The 21,438-nt window shown below is 43.8% G+C and carries 24 protein-coding genes; 14 read left to right on the top strand and 10 right to left on the bottom strand.

Annotated features, from left to right (window positions below; all coding sequences use genetic code 11):
- The first annotated feature begins 175 nt into the window (after positions 1-175).
- A complete protein-coding gene (locus G9X63_RS07320) occupies positions 176-2,494 on the top strand; it encodes a TonB-dependent receptor (RefSeq protein ID WP_252622194.1) in 2,319 nt (772 codons plus the stop codon).
- 10 nt (positions 2,495-2,504) lie between these two features.
- Here the strand turns inward: G9X63_RS07320 and G9X63_RS07315 are convergent, their stop codons facing one another.
- Genes G9X63_RS07315 through ileS form a run of 4 tightly spaced genes read right to left on the bottom strand, consistent with a single transcriptional unit; the run spans position 2,505 to position 9,192 of the window.
- Positions 2,505-3,908 carry a murein hydrolase activator EnvC family protein gene (locus tag G9X63_RS07315; protein WP_130895964.1) on the bottom strand — a complete coding sequence of 468 codons (1,404 nt, stop codon included), beginning with the start codon at positions 3,906-3,908 and terminating at the stop codon, positions 2,505-2,507.
- Positions 3,905-4,714: a lipoprotein insertase outer membrane protein LolB1 gene (lolB1, locus tag G9X63_RS07310; RefSeq protein ID WP_252622192.1), complete on the bottom strand. Its 810-nt coding sequence runs from the start codon at positions 4,712-4,714 to the stop codon at positions 3,905-3,907. Before lolB1 ends, G9X63_RS07315 begins: the two co-directional genes overlap by 4 nt.
- Before the next feature lie 28 nt (positions 4,715-4,742).
- The gene (locus G9X63_RS07305; RefSeq protein WP_130895962.1) at positions 4,743-5,804 is read right to left on the bottom strand and encodes a tetratricopeptide repeat protein; all 1,062 of its coding nucleotides are present in this window, start codon (positions 5,802-5,804) and stop codon (positions 4,743-4,745) included.
- A gap of 1 nt (position 5,805) precedes the next feature.
- Positions 5,806-9,192: an isoleucine--tRNA ligase gene (gene ileS / locus G9X63_RS07300; protein WP_252622189.1), complete on the bottom strand. Its 3,387-nt coding sequence runs from the start codon at positions 9,190-9,192 to the stop codon at positions 5,806-5,808.
- Between the two features lie 113 nt (positions 9,193-9,305).
- Between ileS and G9X63_RS07295 the strand changes: the two genes are divergently transcribed.
- The 4 genes from G9X63_RS07295 to G9X63_RS07280 are packed head-to-tail and all read left to right on the top strand — an operon-like array spanning position 9,306 to position 12,104.
- The gene (locus tag G9X63_RS07295) at positions 9,306-9,842 is read left to right on the top strand and encodes a 5-formyltetrahydrofolate cyclo-ligase (protein WP_252622187.1); all 537 of its coding nucleotides are present in this window, start codon (positions 9,306-9,308) and stop codon (positions 9,840-9,842) included.
- Positions 9,843-9,902: 60 nt separating this feature from the next.
- Entirely contained in the window at positions 9,903-10,385 is a 483-nt protein-coding gene (locus G9X63_RS07290) for a hypothetical protein (protein WP_252622185.1), read from the top strand.
- Positions 10,386-10,395: 10 nt separating this feature from the next.
- A complete protein-coding gene (locus tag G9X63_RS07285) occupies positions 10,396-11,388 on the top strand; it encodes an aspartate-semialdehyde dehydrogenase (RefSeq protein WP_252622183.1) in 993 nt (330 codons plus the stop codon).
- A complete protein-coding gene (locus G9X63_RS07280; RefSeq protein ID WP_252622181.1) occupies positions 11,388-12,104 on the top strand; it encodes a pyridoxine 5'-phosphate synthase in 717 nt (238 codons plus the stop codon). The genes G9X63_RS07285 and G9X63_RS07280 overlap by 1 nt, the downstream gene beginning before the upstream one ends.
- Before the next feature lie 53 nt (positions 12,105-12,157).
- On the opposite strand, the gene G9X63_RS07275 is transcribed toward G9X63_RS07280, so the two are convergent.
- Positions 12,158-12,775, bottom strand: a complete 618-nt coding sequence (locus G9X63_RS07275) for a hypothetical protein (protein WP_130895956.1) — start codon at positions 12,773-12,775, stop codon at positions 12,158-12,160.
- Positions 12,776-12,967: 192 nt separating this feature from the next.
- On the opposite strand from G9X63_RS07275, the gene G9X63_RS07270 reads away from it, so the two are divergent.
- The 8 genes from G9X63_RS07270 to G9X63_RS07235 all read left to right on the top strand — a co-directional run bounded on the left by G9X63_RS07270 (position 12,968) and on the right by G9X63_RS07235 (position 16,804).
- On the top strand, positions 12,968-13,567 hold the full coding sequence (locus tag G9X63_RS07270) for an RNA polymerase sigma factor (protein WP_130895955.1): 600 nt from the start codon (positions 12,968-12,970) through the stop codon (positions 13,565-13,567).
- Between the two features lie 240 nt (positions 13,568-13,807).
- Positions 13,808-14,146, top strand: coding sequence for a TM2 domain-containing protein (locus tag G9X63_RS07265; RefSeq protein ID WP_130895954.1), 339 nt, complete (start codon positions 13,808-13,810; stop codon positions 14,144-14,146).
- On the top strand, positions 14,146-14,505 hold the full coding sequence (locus G9X63_RS07260) for a DUF2752 domain-containing protein (protein WP_130895953.1): 360 nt from the start codon (positions 14,146-14,148) through the stop codon (positions 14,503-14,505). Before G9X63_RS07265 ends, G9X63_RS07260 begins: the two co-directional genes overlap by 1 nt.
- A complete protein-coding gene (gene nth, locus G9X63_RS07255; protein ID WP_252622179.1) occupies positions 14,505-15,152 on the top strand; it encodes an endonuclease III in 648 nt (215 codons plus the stop codon). Before G9X63_RS07260 ends, nth begins: the two co-directional genes overlap by 1 nt.
- A complete protein-coding gene (gene pnuC / locus G9X63_RS07250) occupies positions 15,149-15,706 on the top strand; it encodes a nicotinamide riboside transporter PnuC (RefSeq protein ID WP_252622177.1) in 558 nt (185 codons plus the stop codon). Before nth ends, pnuC begins: the two co-directional genes overlap by 4 nt.
- A 95-nt stretch (positions 15,707-15,801) precedes the next feature.
- Positions 15,802-16,185: a TraR/DksA family transcriptional regulator gene (locus G9X63_RS07245; protein ID WP_130895950.1), complete on the top strand. Its 384-nt coding sequence runs from the start codon at positions 15,802-15,804 to the stop codon at positions 16,183-16,185.
- Positions 16,186-16,188: 3 nt separating this feature from the next.
- Positions 16,189-16,494 carry a hypothetical protein gene (locus tag G9X63_RS07240; protein ID WP_252622175.1) on the top strand — a complete coding sequence of 102 codons (306 nt, stop codon included), beginning with the start codon at positions 16,189-16,191 and terminating at the stop codon, positions 16,492-16,494.
- A complete protein-coding gene (locus tag G9X63_RS07235) occupies positions 16,481-16,804 on the top strand; it encodes a hypothetical protein (RefSeq protein WP_252622173.1) in 324 nt (107 codons plus the stop codon). Before G9X63_RS07240 ends, G9X63_RS07235 begins: the two co-directional genes overlap by 14 nt.
- A 45-nt stretch (positions 16,805-16,849) precedes the next feature.
- Here G9X63_RS07235 and prfB read toward each other — a convergent pair.
- Positions 16,850-17,924, bottom strand: a protein-coding gene (prfB, locus tag G9X63_RS07230; protein WP_420840734.1) for a peptide chain release factor 2 whose coding sequence is annotated in 2 segments (ribosomal slippage) — positions 16,850-17,872 and positions 17,874-17,924 — 1,074 coding nt in all. Because the reading frame shifts where the segments join, the coding sequence is not laid out codon by codon here.
- Between the two features lie 81 nt (positions 17,925-18,005).
- On the opposite strand from prfB, the gene lpdA reads away from it, so the two are divergent.
- Positions 18,006-19,400 carry a dihydrolipoyl dehydrogenase gene (gene lpdA, locus G9X63_RS07225; RefSeq protein WP_130923742.1) on the top strand — a complete coding sequence of 465 codons (1,395 nt, stop codon included), beginning with the start codon at positions 18,006-18,008 and terminating at the stop codon, positions 19,398-19,400.
- A 50-nt stretch (positions 19,401-19,450) separates the two neighbouring features.
- Here the strand turns inward: lpdA and G9X63_RS07220 are convergent, their stop codons facing one another.
- The 4 genes from G9X63_RS07220 to parS all read right to left on the bottom strand — a co-directional run bounded on the left by G9X63_RS07220 (position 19,451) and on the right by parS (position 21,414).
- Complete coding sequence (locus G9X63_RS07220) at positions 19,451-19,723, bottom strand: rhodanese-like domain-containing protein (RefSeq protein ID WP_130895945.1); 273 nt, start codon at positions 19,721-19,723, stop codon at positions 19,451-19,453.
- 49 nt (positions 19,724-19,772) lie between these two features.
- Complete coding sequence (locus tag G9X63_RS07215) at positions 19,773-20,357, bottom strand: 3-keto-disaccharide hydrolase (RefSeq protein WP_252622168.1); 585 nt, start codon at positions 20,355-20,357, stop codon at positions 19,773-19,775.
- Positions 20,358-20,443: 86 nt separating this feature from the next.
- A complete protein-coding gene (locus G9X63_RS07210) occupies positions 20,444-20,914 on the bottom strand; it encodes an RES family NAD+ phosphorylase (protein ID WP_252622167.1) in 471 nt (156 codons plus the stop codon).
- Positions 20,914-21,414: a type II RES/Xre toxin-antitoxin system antitoxin gene (parS, locus tag G9X63_RS07205; RefSeq protein WP_252622165.1), complete on the bottom strand. Its 501-nt coding sequence runs from the start codon at positions 21,412-21,414 to the stop codon at positions 20,914-20,916. Before parS ends, G9X63_RS07210 begins: the two co-directional genes overlap by 1 nt.
- Positions 21,415-21,438: the final 24 nt, after the last annotated feature.

Raw genomic sequence — 21,438 nt, 5'->3', positions numbered from 1 at the left:
ATAAAAAGATTAAACAAAACAAATACTTTGTTTAAAAAATTTCAAAAAAAATTAAACAAAAATTTTAGTTGCCAAAAAAGTCGCGTTCATCGATAGAGAAAATCCATTCATCTTTTAAGCAAAGGAAGATTCGCATAAAAGCAGGTTTTAACCTATCTTTAACCCTCTTATTCCCATGAAATACCTTTACCTACTTCTTGTACTCTATTCGTTTTCAAGCTTTTCGCAAACGAATTGCCACTGCACCTTAAAAGGTATTGTGGCATCGAAAGAGAATAAAGAAAAGGTTCCTGGCGCCTATGTCTACCTGAAAGGCACGAAGAAATCAACGACTTCGGATGCTAAAGGGGCTTTTATTTTAAAAGATCTTTGTCCCGGAAAATACACGCTCGTCTGCCAAATGGCCAGTTTTGACCTGATCGAAACAGAAATTTATCTAGAAGACGAAAAAGAAGAAGATTTTCTATTAAGTACGCACGACGAACATTTGCAGGAGGTTTTTGTCCAAGGAAGAAAGCAAGAAATTACGTCTCAAATGAAGTCAGCCTTGAGCGCGGAGGAACGCTCTCAAAAAGAAGGTTTGTCCCTGGGAGAAATGCTAAAAGGACTGACAGGCGTTCAGAGTCTACAAACGGGAAGTTCCGTTTCTAAACCCGTGATTCATGGCTTGCACTCCAGTCGCGTGATCATTTTAAATCAAGGAGTCAGACAAGAAGGCCAAAACTGGGGCAGCGAACACGCGCCTGAAATCGACCCCTTCGTATCTAAAAACATTCAAGTAATCAAAGGTCCTGGTGGACTTCGCTATGGTGGAGATGCTATTGGTGGCATTGTCATGCTGGAACCCAATGCGCTACCTGACAGCTCTGCCATTCATGGATCCGTTCAAAGTATCTATTTTAGCAATGGTCGGCAGGGCGTTATTTCCGGACTCTTAGAAGGAGGAATCCCTCGACTGAAAGGCTGGGGCTGGCGCATTCAAGGTACTTTAAAGGATGGCGGAAACGTCCGAACAGCTGATTACTACCTCAGCAATACGGGGGTGAAAGAAGAAAATGTTTCGATGGCCATAGGCTATAAATCCGCTGGATTCGGAGCGGATTTATTCGTCAGCCGATTCCATACGGTCATCGGTATCTACGAGGGTTCTCATATTGGAAATATTTCGGATTTAGAGCGATCCATTACGCTGTCTCGGCCTTTAGCGGCCTTTACACCGGCTGAATTTATCCGTCGAATTGATCGCCCTAATCAGGATGTGTGGCATGATTTGGCCAAAGTCAAAGCCTTCTACCACCTCCCTAATCAAGCTACTTTACGAGCGACCGTTGCGGCACAATCAGATGAACGCTGGGAATTAGATGTATTAAGGGCAGGAAAAAACATCAATACACTCCGTTTTAATTTAAATACGCATAGCGGAGAGCTCGTGTATGATGAAACGAACACGAATAAGCGCTGGAAGGGACAGGTTGGTTTCACCTTTCTGGATCAAGGCAACATCACTTCCGGCAATAAAGTCCAAAACCCTGTCTTAACCACCAGCCTTCTTCCTAATTATTCCTTACAAAATCTAGGTGTTTTCGCCATCGAAAGAAGAGTAACAGAAAAGTGGGAACTAGAAGCGGGTCTGCGGTATGATATAAAAGAAATAGAAACGCATCGCCCCAAAGCCAATTTCTCCCAAAGTATTCTTCGAAGCAAACACCATTTTGCAGGCGTTTCGGGCAGTCTAGGCTTGACTTACCATTGGAATCCCTTGACGGAATCGCTATTCACTATTTCGCGTGCCTTCCGGGCACCCGGTGCGAATGAATTATTCTCAAACGGCGTTCACCACGGTGCCGGAGCCTATGAAATAGGGGATCCTACTTTAGAAGGAGAAACAGGAACGAACTTCAGCTTTTCAACGAATTACAAGCCGGAGCGTTGGGACATTGAAGTGGGATTGTATTCGAATCACATCCGCAATTTCATCTATTTACGCCCTTCTGTGATCAATTTGAATGCCGTATATGCGACCACGGTTAGAGGGGTCTTCCCCATTTTCAGCTACCAGCAAATCGATGCTCGTTTTCAAGGAATAGATTTCCAAGCGACTTATTCGCTTAGTCCGCGACTAACGGTGCAACAAAAGACGAGTATCGTACGGGCTTTTGACACCCTAAACGAACAATACCTGGTCAATATACCAGCTGATCGATTTGAATACCTCCTCCGGTATGCTTTTAAATCGAATAAGGCCTATGTGAGCGGTGGAATTACTCAGGTGTCCAAACAGACACGGGTGGAAGGGGGCTCTGATTATGCTGTCCCGCCTGCAGGGTACTTTTTAGTACAGGTGAATGGGGGGATGACGTATAAAAAGCTAGAAGTAAACCTGAGCGTTTCCAATGCGTTAAACGCCGCTTACCGCGATTACCTTAATCGATTCCGCTATTATGCAGATGATCAAGGTAGAAATATCAGCTTAAAAGTTTCGTATTCGATCTAGCGACGAAGCTTTAGCGACGAAGCCAGGATTCTGGATTTTGGCGCACCGTATTTTTCCAAACCTGGAAATTAATCTCTGCCGTTCCATCCTCATCCGAGGCTACAGAACCGATGCGTTGACCCGTTCTCACCCGCGTTCCTACACTCACAGATACATTCGCCAGCTTACTATAGACGGTAAAATAGTCACCGTGTTGAATCGCCACCACCATATTAATCCCCGGAATATTGACCACGGATTGTACTACGCCATCGTACACGGAGTGTACCGGAGAACCAGGGGAAGTTTGAATATCAATTCCATTGTTATTGATCATCACCCCTTTTAACAGGGGATGTTTATGAACGCCAAAGTGATCCGAAATAAAACCCGATGGAACCGGGAATGGCATTCGACCGCGCAGTGCCGCAAAGGAACTAGCTAATTTTGCTTCATCCGCATTCATATAATAGGTATTGCTTTCGATCTTTTTCTCCTCGACCGCTGCCGCTGGAGCGGGTTCCGCTTTCGACTTTTTAGCCTCCGCAACAGCTGCCTTCTTTTCTTCTTTAGGAGACTCCTTCTTTTCTACTTGTTTTTCAGCCAAGATCTTCGTCGTCTCCCCTTTCTTTAGTTCCGGTAAAGTAGGTTTAGCTACCTCCACTTTCTTCACTTGACGTGCTTGACGAAGCTTGCGCTCCCTTTCAATACTTTTTTGGATCTCCCGCTGTACAATTCCTGCAATTAAATTATCCAATTTGCGAACGGATAATTTCTTTTTTTCTAATTCAATTTTTAATTTCTTCTCTTGTTGGGTTAAGACTGTGACTACTTGGTCTTCTTTGGTTTTCAAGACCTCTAACTTCTTCTTCTCCCCTTCCTTCTCTACAATGACCTTTTGCTCCTCTTGTTTCTTGAAGACCACTTTTTGCTCTTTCGTCATCAAATCTTGACGCGTCTTAAAGATCAAATCTGCCTGTTTCTTTCGATTCGTGGAATAGTGACGTAGGTAATCAAAACGTCGAACAAATTCTCCTAAATCGTTCGAAAGCAACAAGAAACTCATCTTATTGTACACAGAGGATGTTTTTTGAGCCTCATAAATCATCAAAGCGTATTGCTTCTTCAATCGCTCTAATTTTGCCTTTAACACATCGCCTTCATTTCGCAATTTCTGTGCCTCCTCTGCTAAAATTTGTTGATTTTGTTCCAAAACCGAAATCTGCTTTTTCTGCACCCCGATCTGCTCTTTCAGTACATTGAGTTTTCCAATCGAGGCTTTTTTCTTCTTGGATGTTCGCGAAATGATGGAATTCAGCTCCTTAATTTTGGACAAATTATCTTTCTTCTGCTGCTCTAAAGCGGCTTTCTTGTCTGCCTGAGCGAAAGACGAACTCGTAAATAGGAACGCGAATAGAAGGAAAAGGTATTTCAAGGCTTTAAGAGTTTGGCTGGCACTTTAAAAGGGAATTCCAAAGGGGTATCTAACAACTCTACTTTGGAATATTTAATAGATATCAAGGTCTGATTCACCTGATTTTCTTTGTTCTTTACATCTAAGGTAATCGAACTAGAGAACGGGAAAATCGCTGAATTTAAACTCGCAAAATCCTCGTAATCTAAGGTTAACTTGTTCGATGAAGGCAAATCACTCACGGACAATTTCTTTAATTTCCGATTAGGCCCCACCCAATTATTCACCTCCACGTGCCCCTCTAGCTGTTTGACTAAGAAATTTTCGTTCTCTCGAACGACACGGCGCGTATTATTTTTCTTGTAGGGCTGGTCGCCTACAATCATATTTTGAATCAAATCATAACTTACTTTAAAGCCCAAACTTGTGCTCAAACTATCGTAAGTCAGATTCGTGTATTCGTTGTTAATCTTATGGTAGAATTGAACGCGTTCTTTAGTGAACAAAACAGCAGCACCAGAAATCATCGAAACGGAAATATTCGCCCAAATAATACTGTCCTTCTTCATCCGAATATCTACGATGTAATTATCCGTGTTCGTGCGTGTTTTCCACATCACCTTCGATTTCGCCTTTAAATAGGTAAAATTCAAATCATCAGAAGTGGACTGTTGATCAAGGACATCTGCCTGGGGAAGCGCCGCCACGACGGGAACAGAATCTACCTGTATGGTATCCACCTGCACCGGATTTGTCGTAGCCACTGTCGCTTTAGGTGCGCAGGCACCCAGCAGAGAAAGAAAAACTAGACTGAAAAGAATCCGCATAGAAAGGAATTTTGGAAACAAAAATAGCTCAATTTTCGGGAATTTGACGCATTCGAATCTTTTTATCTACAGATTCACGAGCCGGATCTAAGCGAAGTGCCTCCTTCCAAGCCTCTAGTGCTTTTTCCACTAATTTCAAGCGAAAGAGCACATCGCCATAATGTTCCCATAAGGTGGCAGACGCATTTTCTTTATCTTTCAACGCCGCCTCCATCGCCACGCGCGCTTCCGGATAACGTTTCAGTTCAAATAACACCCATGCCCGCGTGTCTAAATAGGTGCCGTTACGCGGGTGATCCGCCACTAAACGGGCAGAAAGCGAATCGGCTAAGGCTAATTTCTCCTTCCTGATTGACAAGAAATAGCTGTAATTATTGAGCACATGGTCATCTTTCGGATTCGCAGCTAAGGCTTTATCGAAAGCGGCATCGGACGCTGCATGATTGCCTAAAGCCTGGTAAGCATCTCCTAAAATAGGAAACACCCAGGGAGCCATTCGAGGGTAATTTTCTAAAGCCTCTAAGGCGTGTTCCACCACGGCCTCTTTTCGATTTAATTCCCAGTCCAGTTGAATGATGCGCACCCAAAGTTCTTCTTGAACAGGCCCTAAATTCGCTGCTTGTAGATAGTAGGTATTTTTATCGGCGAGGTCTTTCGACTCATCGCCTTTAGACAAAAAGACGAATTGCTTCACCCGAATCATGTCGGGTTCTGCATCGAAGCGATGGTCGTCGTAGGCCAGCAGTTTTTCGAAGCATTCCAATGCCTTTTTGTATTCCTTGTTCGCTAAAAGCAAGTCTCCATATAAAAGACCATAATCAAACGAGTAAGGCGATAACAGATGTGCTTTCTCCGCGTTTGAGCGGGCTGAGGTGAGTTGTTTGTCGGACAGATAGCTTTTGGCCAAATAATAGAAGACCGCCGGCTCCTGCGACTTCACTTTCGCGAGCTTCTCGAAAACAAGAATTGCCTCGCCAAAATCCTCCTTCATATACGCCCGCATCCCATCCACCATGAGTTCTTCAGACTGCGCAGCCACAGAAAAAAACCCACCTAAAAGTAAAATCAAATAAGTGAGTTTTCGCATCATTTTAAGCTACCGTGACATTCACGAACAAGTTAGACTCCTCAAAAGTAAGTTCCGTCGAAGCCGAATCCACCCATTCCAAACTCAAGGCTTGCACCTCCTGCGAGATATAGGCTTTGAATTCGTTCAAGCTGGCCGTCCATTCTTCGTCCGAACGCTGCACTTGGATATATATTTTGTCTGTCACATCGAAACCAGAATCTTTACGTAAGTTTTGGATACGATTCACAAATTCACGTGCGTTCCCCTCACGAACTAATTCTGGCGTTAAGGTATTATCTAACGCGATCGTCAATCCACCCTCGCTTGCCGTCAAATAACCCGGCATATCCTCTGTCAAGATTTCAATGTCCGCTAGTGCGATCTCAAAACCTTGAATCTTCGCAGATCCAGCTGATTCGATCAACGCTAAATCCTCCGAAGACATTCCCGTGATGGCCTCCGCGACCACTTTCATATCTTTCCCGAACTTAGGGCCTAAAGCCTTGAAATTAGGTTTCACTTTCTTGTTCAATACCCCAGAAGCGTCATTTAAATAATTAACCTCCTTCACGTTTACCTCTGATTTGATCAGATCTTCCACGCGACGAATTTGGTCTCTCACGGACTCTTGCAAAACCGGCACTAAGACTTGCGCTAAAGGCTGACGCACTTTCAAACGGTGCACCTTGCGAATCGAGTGAACCAGCGAACAAATACCTTGCGCTAATTCCATCGACGTTTCTAATGCTGGGTTTTGTAGGCTCGGATTTACCTTCGCGAAATGCGTTAAGTGAACCGATTCCTTACCCGTCAAATTCTTGTACAACCATTCTCCGTAGAACGGCGCGATCGGCGACATTAATTGCGCCACCGTCTCTAAACAATGGTATAAAGTCTCATAAGCCGCTTGCTTGTCCGCGTTGATTGCCTGGTTAGCCGTCTCCGGATTCCAGAAGCGTCGGCGTGACAAACGAACATACCAGTTAGACAAATGATCACACACGAAATCTTGGATCGCACGACCTGCTTTTGTAGGCTCGTAGGTCTCAAAAGCCTCATCGACCTCCGCAATCAAATTCATTAATTTGGATAGAATCCAACGGTCTAATTCCGTTAAATCTTCCTCTTTAATGCCTTTTTGCTCAAACCCATCGAGATTAGCATAAAGAGCGAAGAAATTATAGGTATTTGTCAGTGTGCCAAAGAACTTGTTGCGCACCTCCGTAATCCCAGCTAAATCAAATTTCAAGTTATCCCAAGGCTGCGCATTCGTGATCATGTACCAACGCGTCGGATCCGCTCCGTAAGCTTTCAGGGTCTCGAATGGATCGATGGCGTTGCCTAGGCGTTTGGACATCTTGTTTCCATTTTTGTCCAACACCAATCCCGTCGAAACGACATTCTTGAACGCCACAGAATCTTCCACCATGCTCGAAATCGCGTGCAGCGTAAAGAACCAACCACGCGTTTGATCCACCCCTTCCGAGATGAAATCCGCCGGATAACTCTGCTTGAATATATCTTGATTTTCGAATGGATAGTGCCACTGCGCAAACGGCATCGCACCTGAATCGAACCAAACGTCGATCAAGTCCAATTCCCTTGTCAACACATTTCCTGTCGCTGAAAGCAAGAATACCTCATCCACAAATGGACGGTGCAAGTCTGCCTCTCCAGCTGCTAAAGCCTTTAAAAAAGCTGCGTTACCTTTTGCCTGAACGTCCGACAGAGCCCCTGAAGCCTGCGCCTTCTCAATCTCCGTTTTCAATTGCTCTAAAGAACCGATGCAGATTTCCTCCGAACCATCTTCTGTCCGCCAAATAGGCAACGGCGTTCCCCAATAGCGAGAACGAGACAAGTTCCAGTCCACTAAATTCTCTAACCAGTTCCCGAAACGACCCGTTCCAGTCGACTCCGGTTTCCACTGAATCGTCTTGTTTAAGGCGATTAATTTATCTTTTACCGCCGTCGTCTTGATGAACCAGGAATCCAATGGATAATATAAGACCGGCTTGTCCGTTCTCCAGCAATGTGGATACGGGTGATCAAATTTCTGTACGTTAAACGCTTTATTTTCCGTCTTTAATTGAATCGCAATACGCTCATCCACTGACAAATACTTGTCGCGGCCTTGCTTCACGCGCTCCGCTTCTTTCTCCTCATCCGTTAAGTAAGCTTCTTTTACGGGTTCCAAAGCGTAGTCCGTCACCTGAGCCACAAAACGGCCCTGGCGATTCACCAATGGCACTTCTTTGCCGTTTTCGTCGGTAATTAATAGCGCTGGAATGTTGTTTTGGGCGGCTACTCTAAAGTCATCTGCTCCAAAAGTCGGTGCGGTGTGCACCATTCCCGTTCCATCTTCGGTCGTCACAAAATCTCCTAAAATCACGCGGAACGCTGGCGCCGATGGCTGCACGTAGGGCATCAATTGCTCGTATTCAATTCCTTCTAAATCCGATCCTTTGCAAGTCGCCACGATCTCGTATGGAATCGCCTGTGGCTTTTTCTCGGCTGCTTCGTAGGCTGCAAAGTCGCCGTTTTCAGCGGCTGCTTGGAAGTAGTTTTTGACTAAGTCTTTGGCTAACACCACATACACCGACACGTAGGTGTACGGATTAAAAGTCTTCACTAGCACGTAGGAAATATTCTTTCCTGCGGTTAATGCCGTATTCGATGGCAAGGTCCAAGGCGTGGTCGTCCAGGCCAATAAATAGACCGGCGCATCGCCTGACGCCTTGAATAAAAACTCGGATTTCGCGTTCTTGATCGCCTTAAATTGCGCCGTCAAGGACGTATCCTTTACATCGCGGTAGCAACCCGGCTGATTCAATTCGTGGGACGAAAGACCCGTTCCCGCCGCTGGCGAATACGGTTGAATCGTGTAACCTTTATATAATAATCCTTGATCGTATAAACGCTTCAATAAGTTCCAAACACTCTCAATATAGTTCGCCTGGTAAGTCACGTAGGGGTTTTCAAGATCCACCCAGTAACCCATTTTCTCCGTCAAACTATTCCATTGATCGGTGAATTTCATCACCGTCTCGCGGCACTTTTTGTTATATTCTTCGACCGAAATGCTCTTGCCAATATCCTCTTTTGTAATGCCTAATTCCTTCTCCACCTGCAATTCTACCGGCAAACCGTGTGTGTCCCAGCCCCCTTTACGCTTCACCTGCTTCCCTTTTAGGGTTTGGTAGCGGCAAAAAATATCCTTAATCGCCCGCGCCATCACGTGGTGAATACCCGGCGTTCCGTTTGCAGAAGGAGGTCCTTCAAAAAACGTAAACGTAGGCTGTCCCTCTCTGCTGGAGATCGACTTTTCAAAGATGTTATTCGCGTTCCAGAAATCTAGAATTTCATCTGCCAAAGCGGCGTAATCTAAATTTTTGTATTCCTTAAAGCTCACAGACGTGTGGGGTTAAAATGAAAAAATTGGCAAAATTGAGGCAAAAATACAAAATTATACGGAACATCTCACGTGAAGATTTGTATTCCGAACGCAATTAACTAGGTTTGAATATGAAGAAGGCCGAGATTCGAAAAATAGTGTTGGCGCAGCGCACACAACTAGCGGAAAAAGAATTCCTGGAGCGCTCCCAGCGTGTCATCGAAACTTTGGCTCCTTTTTTAAATCCCGCGAAAACCATCGCCAGCTTCAAAGCCATCCCCCATCGCAATGAAATTAGTTTAGATTCACTCGAAGGCGACTTTGCTTTTCCGCGCGTTATTTCAGACGCGGAGGGTTCGATGGAGATGGTGCTAGCGGCAGAATTTGCTAACTCGGACTGGGGCATTCCCGAACCAGTGGGCGGGACCGTCGTAAAACCGACCGATTTCGATATTGTCCTATTGCCCCTTTTAACCTTTGATCTAAATGGCAACCGGGTAGGTTATGGTAAAGGTTTTTATGATCGCTACCTGGTGAATTGCCGACCAGATTGCCTTAAAATAGGCATCAGCCTGTTCGAGCCAGTGGATCTAATCGAGGAGGTGGAAAGCCATGATATACCCTTGGACATTGCGATTTGCCCAGCGAAATTGTACGATTTTCGCTAGTTTTCCTTTCGATTCCCCATTTTAAGCCCTAATTTTGTGGACTAAAATCCCAGCTTTGCTTTGAAAATCAGGAGCTTACTTTTCTTTCTACTATTGGCCTCAGGCGGCGCTCTGGCGCAGGAAAAGAAATTAATTCCCATTGAAGAAGTGCAAGGGGTTTGGACGAGGAAATTTATGTATGACAGGCAGTTAGTTGACCATCCTTTGGCATTACAAATACCTTTAATGGAGGCCAGAGACCCAGAAGTCAATGTCGAATTCTTGAAATTCAAACGTCAACGTAAACTTTCTGGCTGGTTAGCCGGTTTCTCTACTGTGTTCGCTTTTTCTACCTATTTGAGTAAAGGAAGCATATCAGAGGGCTTTTACTGGTCAGCGGTGGGAGGCGTAGCGTTAGCAAACGTCTACATCGGAGCCGTAAGTAACAGACACTTCAACAAAGCGTTAAAACGATATAATGAATTAAGTAAGGCTCAAATGGGCTTAAAATTAAGCTCCTCGGGGCAAACAGGAGTATCAGTAGGAATCACATATCCATTATAAAATAAACAGAATGAAAGTTGCAGTTGTAGGCGCCACTGGACTAGTAGGCGGAGAAATTTTGAAAGTATTAGCGGAAAGAAATTTTCCTGTCACGGAGTTAATCCCGGTAGCATCCGAGCGTTCGATCGGCAAAAAGGTGAATTTTAAGGGCCAAGACTTCACGGTGGTAGGCTACGAAACAGCGATTTCGATGAAACCAAACGTGGCTATTTTCTCTGCTGGTGGAAGCAGTTCATTAGAGATGGCTCCTAAATTTGCGGCGGCTGGCATCACCGTAGTAGACAACTCTTCCGCTTGGCGTATGGACCCTACTAAGAAATTAGTCGTTCCAGAAATCAATGCGAGCACCTTAACTCCAGCAGATAAAATCATTGCAAACCCGAATTGCTCGACCATCCAAATGGTAGTCGTGTTAAATCCTTTGCACAAAAAATACAAAATCAAGCGTGTGGTCGTTTCTACTTACCAATCCGTAACAGGAACGGGTAAAGCAGCTGTCGATCAATTATTTGATGAGCGCGCTGGAAAGACGGATTACGCGAAAGTATATCCGTACAAAATCGATTTAAACGTTCTTCCTCAAATCGACGTGTTCTTAGAAAACGGCTACACGAAAGAGGAGATGAAGATGATTTTAGAGACGAACAAAATCATGATGGACGACTCCATCAAGGTGACAGCCACGACGGTTCGTATCCCTACGATAGGTGGACACTCCGAAGCGGTGAACATCGAGTTCGAGAACGATTTCGACTTAGCTGAAGTTCGTGCCATCTTAGAAAAAGAAGAAGGAATCATTGTTCAAGATGATCCGAAGAACTTAGTGTATCCAATGCCGATCACGGCACACGGTAAAGATGAGGTTTTCGTAGGTCGTATCCGCCGCGATGAATCTCAAAAGAACTCGTTAAACCTTTGGATTGTTGCCGATAACTTGCGTAAAGGAGCTGCTACAAACGCGGTTCAGATCGCCGAATACTTAGCTGCACACCACTTGATCTAATGACTAGACTCAGCGTCAATATTAATAAAATTGCCACCTTGCGTAACTCGCGAGGTGGTAATAACCCGGATCTGATCCAGGTGGCGTTGGATTGCGAACGTTTTGGCGCACAGGGCATTACGGTGCACCCGCGTCCAGATGAACGCCATATTCGCTACGCGGATGTGTATGCCTTGAAAAAAGCGGTGAAGACGGAATTTAATATCGAAGGAAATCCATTAGAAGCCTCTTTTGTAGAATTGGTCTTAGCGGTTAAACCGGAGCAAGTGACCTTAGTCCCTGATGCTTTAGGCCAAATCACCTCCAACCACGGCTGGGATACCATCGAACACCAAGAATTATTGAAGCGCCTGATTGCTCCCTTTAAGGAAGCGGGCATTCGCACCTCTATTTTCGTGGACCCTGTTTTAGAAATGGTTGAAGCCGCTGCCACGACAGGGACTGATCGCATCGAATTATATACGGAACCTTATGCGAATGATTTCCCTACCAATCCGACGCAAGCTGTTGCTGCTTACCGAAAAGCCGCTTTTAGAGCCCATCAATTAGGTTTAGGCATTAATGCCGGCCACGATTTAAGTCTAGAAAACTTAGCCTTTTTCCAGGCAAACGTCAATCCTCTGGACGAAGTCTCCATTGGACACGCACTCATTTGCGATGCCCTTTATTACGGATTAGAGAATACGATTCAACTCTACCGCAGACAATTGAAATAAAAAAAGGGCTTCGTCACATAACGAAGCCCTTTTTTTTATGAATGAAGAATAATTTACTCTACATCACCAGTTAATACCACAGCACCACCAGCTACAGATAATTTGATCGTTTTTACTTTTCCAGCCGCACGGCCAAAAGTAATTTCCGCCTCATATCCTTGCAAAGTCGTAGCAAACGTATCTGGAGTAGATGCCGCTATTAAAACAGCGCCTTCAGATGGATTGGAATCAGATGAGATTAATAATTTACCGTCTTTAGAAACGACAATCATTTTCTTCACGTATTCGTTATCAGCCATCTTATAAGAAGCTGCGTATTCAGATCCACCAGCTGATGCAGCTGCACCTGCTTTCACGCCTTCTAAGGTTTGACCTTGCGCTTCGATTTTTAATTTAGTTACCGCACCACCTTCACGTGTGAAGACGATGTCGCCACCCATTCCGCCTAATACAAACGCATCTGCTTTCGCTCCAGCCGTCAATTCCGTATCTGGAAAACCTTCTGCAGACATGATTAACTTACCTTCTTTGTCCGCTAATTTCAAGACTTTCACATAAGGATTATCGCTCATTGTGTATTCGCCAGCATAATCAGCGGCTTTTTGAGCATTGGAAACGAAGGCCAAACAAGTCAGGGCCAAAGCTGACACAATAGAACGTAGATTTTTCATTTTTTCTTTAAAGTTTAGGAGTCCAAAATTAAGGATTTAAATGAGCTTCCAAATTTTGTCACTCAATTTTATTCAAAATCGATTAAAATTTTGGATGTAAAAAAGATTTCTATCATATTGCGTCACAATCAATTCGCCCAATTAGACCCTACTGCATGAGATAAACCTCTACATTAACCATTTTACTTTTTTATGAGCAAAATACCCGTTAATGATGCAGCGTTAATTTCTGCCTACATTCAAGGTGATTCTAAGGCATTCGAAACACTACTAAATCGTAGTAAATCAAAAGTATACACGACTATTTATTTAATTGTAAAGGACCGCTACATCGCGGAAGACCTTTTGCAGGAGACCTATATCAAAGCTTTGGACGTCATCAACCAAGGCAAATATAACGAAGAAGGCAAATTCCTTCCTTGGATCGTCCGCATCGCACACAATATGGCGATCGATCACTTCCGGAAAGAGAAGCGCTATCCCAAAATCGTGTTAGATGATGGCTCGCCGCTGTGGAACAGTTTTCAATTTGCAGAAGAAAGTTCGGAGGACAAACAATTAAAAGAAGATATGATCGTTAATATCAGGGACTTGATAAAAAAACTTCCTACTGAGCAACGCGAGGTCCTCGTGATGCGCCATTACGAAGAATTAAGCTTCCAAGAAATCGCCGAATTAACCCAAGTTAGTATCAATACCGCATTAGGGCGTATGCGTTACGCTTTAATTAACCTTCGTAAAATGTTAGACAAACAAGAGTTAGCCTATGACAAAAAGCTTTACCCCAAATGACCTGATTAAACACCTTTATGAACCTGAAACAGGGTTCCTACAAACATTAAATGAAGACGAGAAGCAAGAACTTGCTCGTTTAAAACAGGTCCAAAACTTGCTGAATTCGGCTTACACAGAGCCCTCCGAAAGGAGCCTCGAGAAAATTCTCGAGCACGCGCGTACTTCTAAAAAGCCCCTAGCACACTAGGGGCTTTTTTATTCGAAAATTCTGGGTAATTTTAGCAAAAATCAAATCCTATGGACGCAGCTAAAGTTGACTTATTCATCATGACACATGCGAAGAGCTTCGAAACGCATCATTTGTCCTATATACGTGAGAGATTGCTTGCTCTAGATGATTCACAATGGATTATCCTCCAAAGCATAAACATAAAAGACCCTACCGTTTCACTGATTGTATCTATTGTGGGTGGTCATTTCGGTGTAGACCGTATTCTCCTGGGAGACATTGGTCTAGGCGTCGGAAAGCTGATTACGTGCGGAGGATTGGGTATTTGGACCATTATCGATTGGTTTCTCATTATGGATGCCACCCGTGAACACAATTTCAAAACACTGCAACCATATCTAGTTTAATGAGCCGGAAGAAGCTCTATTTCATCATTCTACTTTCTTGTAGTGCCGGTTTTTTCTACCTGTGGACAGGATTTGCCTTTACCTGTTTTTTCAAAACCATCACCGGCATTCCTTGTCCCGCTTGCGGAACGACGCGCTTTATCCTGGGCGATTTCACTCATGGAAACCCGCTTGGGATTATCGTAGGGGCAACCATGTTATTACCCATTCTTGTCATTTTTGACCTATTTACGCGTGGTGATCGGGTATTTCGGATGTATATTTGGCTAGAGGAAAAATTTCGACAGCCCGTGGTGGCAGTTATTTTGATTGTATTGCTTGTATTAAATTGGGTTTGGTCAATATCTAAGGGATTATAATGTTAAAAAAAGAGCGATTTCAGGCATTTGTGGAGCACTTTTCCACTCGTTTTCCAGAAGCGGAAACCGAGTTGCATTATTCGAACCCATTCGAACTACTAGTCGCGGTGGTATTGTCCGCGCAATGCACGGATAAACGTATCAACCAAGTTACTCCTGCCCTATTCAAGCGTTTCCCAAATGCTAAATCCCTCGCAGATTCGAGCGTAGAAGAAATTTTCTCCTACATCCGCTCCGTTTCTTATCCGAATAATAAGGCAAAACATCTGTTAGGTTTAGGCCAAAAAATTACCGACCAATTCGCCGGCGAAGTTCCTGAAACGATGGAAGACTTGCAAAGTTTACCCGGCGTGGGCAGAAAAACGGCGAACGTTATTGCTTCCGTCATCTATAATCAGCCCGCCATGGCGGTGGACACGCACGTTTTTAGGGTATCTCAGCGACTGGGCTTAGTCCCCAAAACAGCCAATACACCGCTAAAAGTAGAGATGGCCTTAATTAAAAATTTACCTGACGAAGTCATCGCAACGGCCCATCACTGGTTGATTTTACATGGACGCTATGTCTGTTTAGCTAGGACACCTCAGTGCGCGAAATGCGATATCACGCATTTCTGCGCCTTTTACCAGAAAAACCACAAGGAATGAGTCCGATTGAGATCTTAGCAATCATAGCTTCTTTAGGTGGCGTAGTTCTCAGCATGGCGAAGAAAAGCCTTGCTTGGGTTTGCAACATCATTGCCTCAGGTCTTTACGGGTACATTTTTTATCAAAATGGTCTGTATTCCGACATGGAATTACAGGGTTTCTTTATCCTAATGGCCATCTATGGCTGGTGGACTTGGTCGAGATCTGAGCCAGATTGGGTGCCTGAAAAATCGAGGCGCAGCACCTTATTTACCGGATTAGCGGTGGCCTTTCTTTTCGGTGCAGGATCCGGCTTTTTACATCAGCAGTATTTCCTCTCGGTCAGTTTTCCGTTTCTAGATGCTACCCTAACTGGGCTAAGTATTTACGGGACTTGGCTGGCAACGCGACGTAAAATAGAAAACTGGATTGTCTGGATCGGAGTGGACATCGTCTACGTGGGAATGTATGTAAACAAAGGGTTATGGGGCACGGCGGCACTTTACCTTGTCTTTATTGCTTTGGCCTTAAAAGGCTACATCGACTGGCTTAAGCCCCTGAAAAACAGGGACTAAAAAATTTGTCAGAGATTTTATCGGATTCATTACCTTATTAAGCTCAGCCTTTTTATATTTGTGTTTAGGTAAAAGACTACAATTTAGATAGATTTATGGCCAACGAAGAAAAACAAAGATATTCTGCCGAAGAATTAAAAGAGTTTGAAGAAATTATCCGTGCTAAATTAGATGATACGAATGCTGAATTAAAGTATTTACGCGAGTCATTGAATAAAAAGAATGATACGGGTACAGACGCTACCTCCGGAAACTCGAAAGTGATGGAAGACGGGGCTGACACCGCGGAGAAAGAAAACTTAAATCAATTAGCTGTTCGTCAGCAAAAGTTCGCGAAGAACCTGGAAAATGCCTTAATGCGCATTAAGAATGGGACTTACGGGATATGTATTGATTCAGGAAAGTTAATTTCCAAAGAACGTTTGCGTTTAGTACCGCACACGCAACACTCGATTGAAGCGAAGTTAAAGCAAAAATAAACCATGGGTTTTTTCGAAAATAACCGCCTTGTAGAATTGATAACGAATTATCTCAAAACGCAATTTGAGCTTATCAAGTTAGACATTCAGGAAAAATTAGAGGAGATTCTTGTTCGAATTTTCAAACTTATTTTTGTGGCAGCGGGTTTCACAATTACCCTATTTTTCCTTCTTTTAGGAGGATCGGAGTGGATCAACCAAGTTTTAGAGAGCCGTTTTATCGGCTATTTCATCATGGCTGGCATCATTGGCCTAGCCAGCCTATTTCTTTTCTTATCCCTAAAACCGAGCGAAAATGAGTCAGAATAAAGAAAAGAGAGCAGAATTAGAAAGCCAAGCGGCTGAAATTCAAGAGCAATTAACTGAGACCGTTACTGAATACAAAAAGGTAGGCAACCAGCTGTTAATCGCAGGCGGCATCGTAGCAGGTGGCTATTTACTTTATTCCATGTTCTCGGGCTCGAAAAAGAAAGGCTCCTTCGTGAGCGATGCGATTAAATCTTACGCCCTGGCGCTCGCACTTTCCTACGCAAAGGACTTACTAATAGATTACCTGGCATCATTGGAAGCAGAAACCGAAGCCGCGGTAACAGTGGAAGATTCTACCGTCAACCCCTGATTACTGACTACTGTCCACTGTCTACTGACTACTGGATACTGACTACTAATTCTCCATCAAATACGCCTTAATAAACTCATTAATCTCCCCGTCTAACACCGCATCTGTATTCGATGTCTGGTAATTTGTGCGGTGATCTTTCACGCGGCGATCGTCTAATACATAGGAACGGATCTGCGAACCCCACTCAATCTTCTTCTTGCCAGCCTCCACTTCGGCGCGCGCAGCGTTGCGTTTATCGATTTCGATTTGGTATAATTTAGACTTCAAAAGGCGCAATGCCACTTCTTTGTTCATTAATTGCGAGCGTTCTTGCTGGCAAGCGATGATGATTCCAGAAGGTTTGTGAGTTAAACGAACCGCGGTTTCGACTTTGTTGACGTTTTGGCCACCTGCACCACCGGAACGGAAGGTATCCCAATCGATATCCGCTGTATTAATCTCAATTTCGATGGTATCATCTGCTAAAGGACAGATATAGACAGATGCAAATGAGGTATGGCGGCGTGCATTCGAGTCGAAAGGAGAAATACGCACTAAGCGGTGCACACCGTTTTCTGATTTTAAATTACCGTAGGCAAATTCACCATCTACTTCGATAGTGACGGATTTGATTCCCGCTACGTCTCCAGGATTTTCATCCACTAAACGAACCTTAAAGCCGTTCTTTTCTGCCCACATGTGGTACATGCGCAATAACATGGCTGCCCAGTCTTGGGATTCGGTTCCACCAGCACCCGCATTGATTTCTAACACAGCGCTCATATTGTCGCCTTCGTCAGACATCATTTTGCGGAATTCCAAAGCCTCCAGATTTGCCTCCAGTTTTTCGCCTTCTGCATCCACTTCAGCCTCAGTGGCTTCACCCATTTCGTAAAATTCCCAGATGGTTTCTAAATCACCTTGTGCGTTCGCGAGTTTATCGAACCCATCCGTCCAAAACTTCAGCCCACGCATCTCGCGCATCGTGCCTTCGGCTTTGTCAGGATTGTTCCAAAATTCGGGATCCAAGGTGACCGTCTCTAGTTCAGAGATTAAATATTTCTTGTGATCGTAGTCAAAGATACCTCCTTAAAGCCTCTATTCTGGCTTTCAGGTCATTGAACCTGTCTCTAGTCATGTGTTTTTCTACTTAATAAAGTGCAAATATACCCGATTTTGTGCTAAATTGCGGCCTCATTCATTTAAATCAAGCAATAAAATGGCGCAACAATACGATTTGATCGTGGTAGGCTCAGGCCCAGGGGGTTATGTAGCAGCTATCCGAGCTTCTCAATTAGGTTTAAAATGTGCAATTGTAGAGAAAGAATCCTTAGGTGGTATTTGCCTAAACTGGGGATGTATTCCTACCAAAGCCCTTTTGAAATCTGCCCAAGTTTTCGAATACATCAAGCACGCGGCTGATTACGGAATTACCGTAAAAGGCGCAGAAGCTGATTTCTCTGCGGTTATTTCCCGTTCTCGTGGCGTGGCGGATAGCATGAGCAAAGGCGTTCAGTTTTTGATGAAGAAAAATAAGATTGACGTGATTATGGGTTTTGGAAAAATCCAACCTGGTAAGAAAGTCGAAGTAACAGACGCAGACGGGAAGAAAACCGTTTACGAAGGAAAAAATATCATGATTGCAACGGGTGCTCGCGCTCGTGCCTTGCCTAATGTGCCTATCGACGGCGAAAAGGTGATTGAATACCGCAAGGCGATGAGCTTAGAGAAACGTCCAGATTCGATGGTCGTGATCGGTTCAGGTGCGATCGGAGTTGAATTTGCCTACGTTTATGCGGCGATGGGAACGAAAGTAACGATCGTAGAATTCATGCCAAACATCGTTCCTGTAGAGGACGAAGATGTTTCGAAAGAATTAGCGAAGCAATACAAGAAAATGGGTATCGACATCTTGACGTCTTCGAGCGTGGAGTCAGTGGATACGAAAGGAAAAGGTTGCAAAGTGAGCATCAAAACTCCAACGGGTAACCAAGAAATCCAATGTGATATCGTTCTTTCTGCGGCGGGTGTAATCTGTAACTTAGAGAACATCGGTTTAGAAGAAGTGGGTATTATCGTAGACAAAGGCCGTATTCCAGTAAACGCTTGGTACGAAACGAATATCCCTGGTTATTTCGCGATTGGCGATGTGACTCCGGGTCCGGCTTTGGCACACGTTGCCTCAGCGGAAGCGATTATTTGTGCAGAGAAAATGGCTGGTCACAAGACGGAAGCTTTGGACTACACAAACATCCCAGGTTGTACGTATTGCAACCCGGAAATTTCTTCCGTAGGTATGACCGAGAAGAAAGCCAAAGAAGCAGGTTACGATATCAAAGTGGGTAAATTCCCATTCGTGGCTTCTGGAAAAGCTACGGCTGCCGGCGCTCGAGATGGTTTCGTGAAAGTAATTTATGATGCCAAATACGGTGAATTATTAGGCGCTCACATGATCGGTTACAACGTAACAGAATTGATCGCAGAGGCGGTTGTGGTTCGCAAGTTAGAAAGCACGGCTTACGAGATTATGAAAACAGTTCACCCTCACCCGACGATGTCAGAGGCCTTCAAAGGCGCGACAGAAGCGGCGTATGGAGAAGCAGTGGATTTGTAATCTTCAGCATTATATAAATAGAAAGAGGAGCTCAAAAGGCTCCTCTTTTTTTATGGCTGAAAATAGGCCTCTGTTCCTCCTTCTAGCCAATCGGCTCCTGGAATAAGTTTTGCAGCATCAGCGGATCTGCCTCCTCCTTTTCCACAAACCGTTACCACTTTTCGGGAGGTCGGAATTTCATTCATCCGCTCGGCTAATTCCGTGAGAGGAATGTGTAAGGCTGACGGGATATGTTTCGCATCGTATTCTTCCTTTGAACGAACGTCCACAAGAATAATGCGATCAGTATTCAAATTGGATTTTACTTCTTTTTGTGTAATCATGACCCAATTTGGGCATTTTTTCAGCAAAAAAATTTAACAAATGTAAAAATCAATTCAGACGCATCTGAATGCTTTTGTAGTCAATCTTACTTTTAGGATCGTGAGCCTGAATGGCAATGGTCCCAGGTTGAATTCTTTTCTTGTCTGCTGGCTCATCGTATTCGACTACAGTTCTACCATTTATCCTCGTGGTGATGTGTTTCCCCTCTACTTTTATGTATAATTCGAACCATTCTTCGTCGTGCACTAATTTTTCCGCGGTGTCGATAATACCATAGAGACTACCCGTTCTGCGCCAATCCGTGTGGGAATTATTGACTTGTATTTCGTGGCCTTGAGAGGGCCAGTCACTGGGTTGAAATGCCGTACAAACATATAAGCCAGAGTTCGCTCCAGGATAGGTTTTAATCAGGGCTTTTACTTCGAAGTTTTTAAAGGAATGGTCTCCAACAGGTCCATCATAGAAAAGATGTCCGCGGGGGCCTTCGATGCGTAATTCGCCGTCCTTTACTTGGAATGAACTTGGATTTTCACTGGCTTTCCAGCCTGTTAAGTCGCGGCCGTTGAATAGTTCGACCCATTGGGCGTGGGCGGAGAAGTTTAGTAAAAGAAGGAGGAGGAAGAGGTTTTTCATGTTAACTTATAGGTTTAATTTATGGAGGTAAATATTAACTTAAAAGTTTAAAAATGAAATAGTGGCGGAGGATTAATCTACTTTAATTATTTCTTCACCATTCTCCCATCAAATACCAGCGCCTCCACTGAGAAGACCTTGATTTTAACACTATCAGGATGAGCAGGATTAATGAGGTAATTAAATTCTGGAGGCACAATACTACTCGGTACTTTTAGGACAGCAGCTGATTTCAGCGCAACAAAATCGTCGCCTATAAACTGAGTTTCTAAAATAGGTGGTTTGGAGTCCCAGTTTTCAGGCAAATCATTTACATTCAGTTCTACTATTTTTATTTCGTCTGGTATCTCTATTTCAACATAAAATCGATCTGACGGCAGATCTTCAGATAGATCAATGTGAACGGAAACTTCTAGAGTAGCAAGGGCTCGAGATGCAGAGGTATAAACTACCGAAGTGTTTAAGCTATTCCATCGATAACCTTCCATTCTGGACGCACCTTCACCTGACAATGTGGTATCTAGGTATTTTTCCCGCTCAATTCGATATACTTTCATTAGGCAAAATTTCCAAATTCAATTCGATTCAGACAATTTCGAACTTCTTGAATGCCTGTGTTAGAGTCCAATAAACTTTCTGGTGTATTATTTCCCAACGAATAATTGGGCTTTTTCATCCAACGTTGAAATTTATCCTCTTCTTGATTAAAAACTTCGATTCCATAATCAACTAATTCCGTCAGAAGTAAAATAACTTCACTATCTCTACCATTCAGCAGTGATTTTTCTCTTCTTTTTTTATTGTAGGTTGTTTGAGGTAGGCCAAACATAGTTAAAACTGATTTTACCGGAACGTTAATGCGCTTACTAATTACTTCAATGGAGGAATAAGGAACACCTCTTCTTATAATGTCGACTCTATCTAATGTAGATTGCCATGCATATTCAATCCCCTCAGACTCGAATCGCCATTTCGGCGTAGAAGCTGCAGCAACTCTTGCGCGTCTTATACTCTTTCGCGTATCAAAAATGGCAGGTTCATTCATTTCCTTTTTCATGTGTGTAGCATTTATGCTGTAAAT

This window comes from Aquirufa antheringensis (assembly GCF_023921165.1).
In the GTDB taxonomy this organism is placed as follows: Bacteria; Bacteroidota; Bacteroidia; order Cytophagales; family Spirosomataceae; genus Aquirufa; species Aquirufa antheringensis.
The sequence above is the reverse complement of the archived record's forward strand: the minus strand, read 5'-3'. Positions and strand labels throughout refer to the sequence as shown.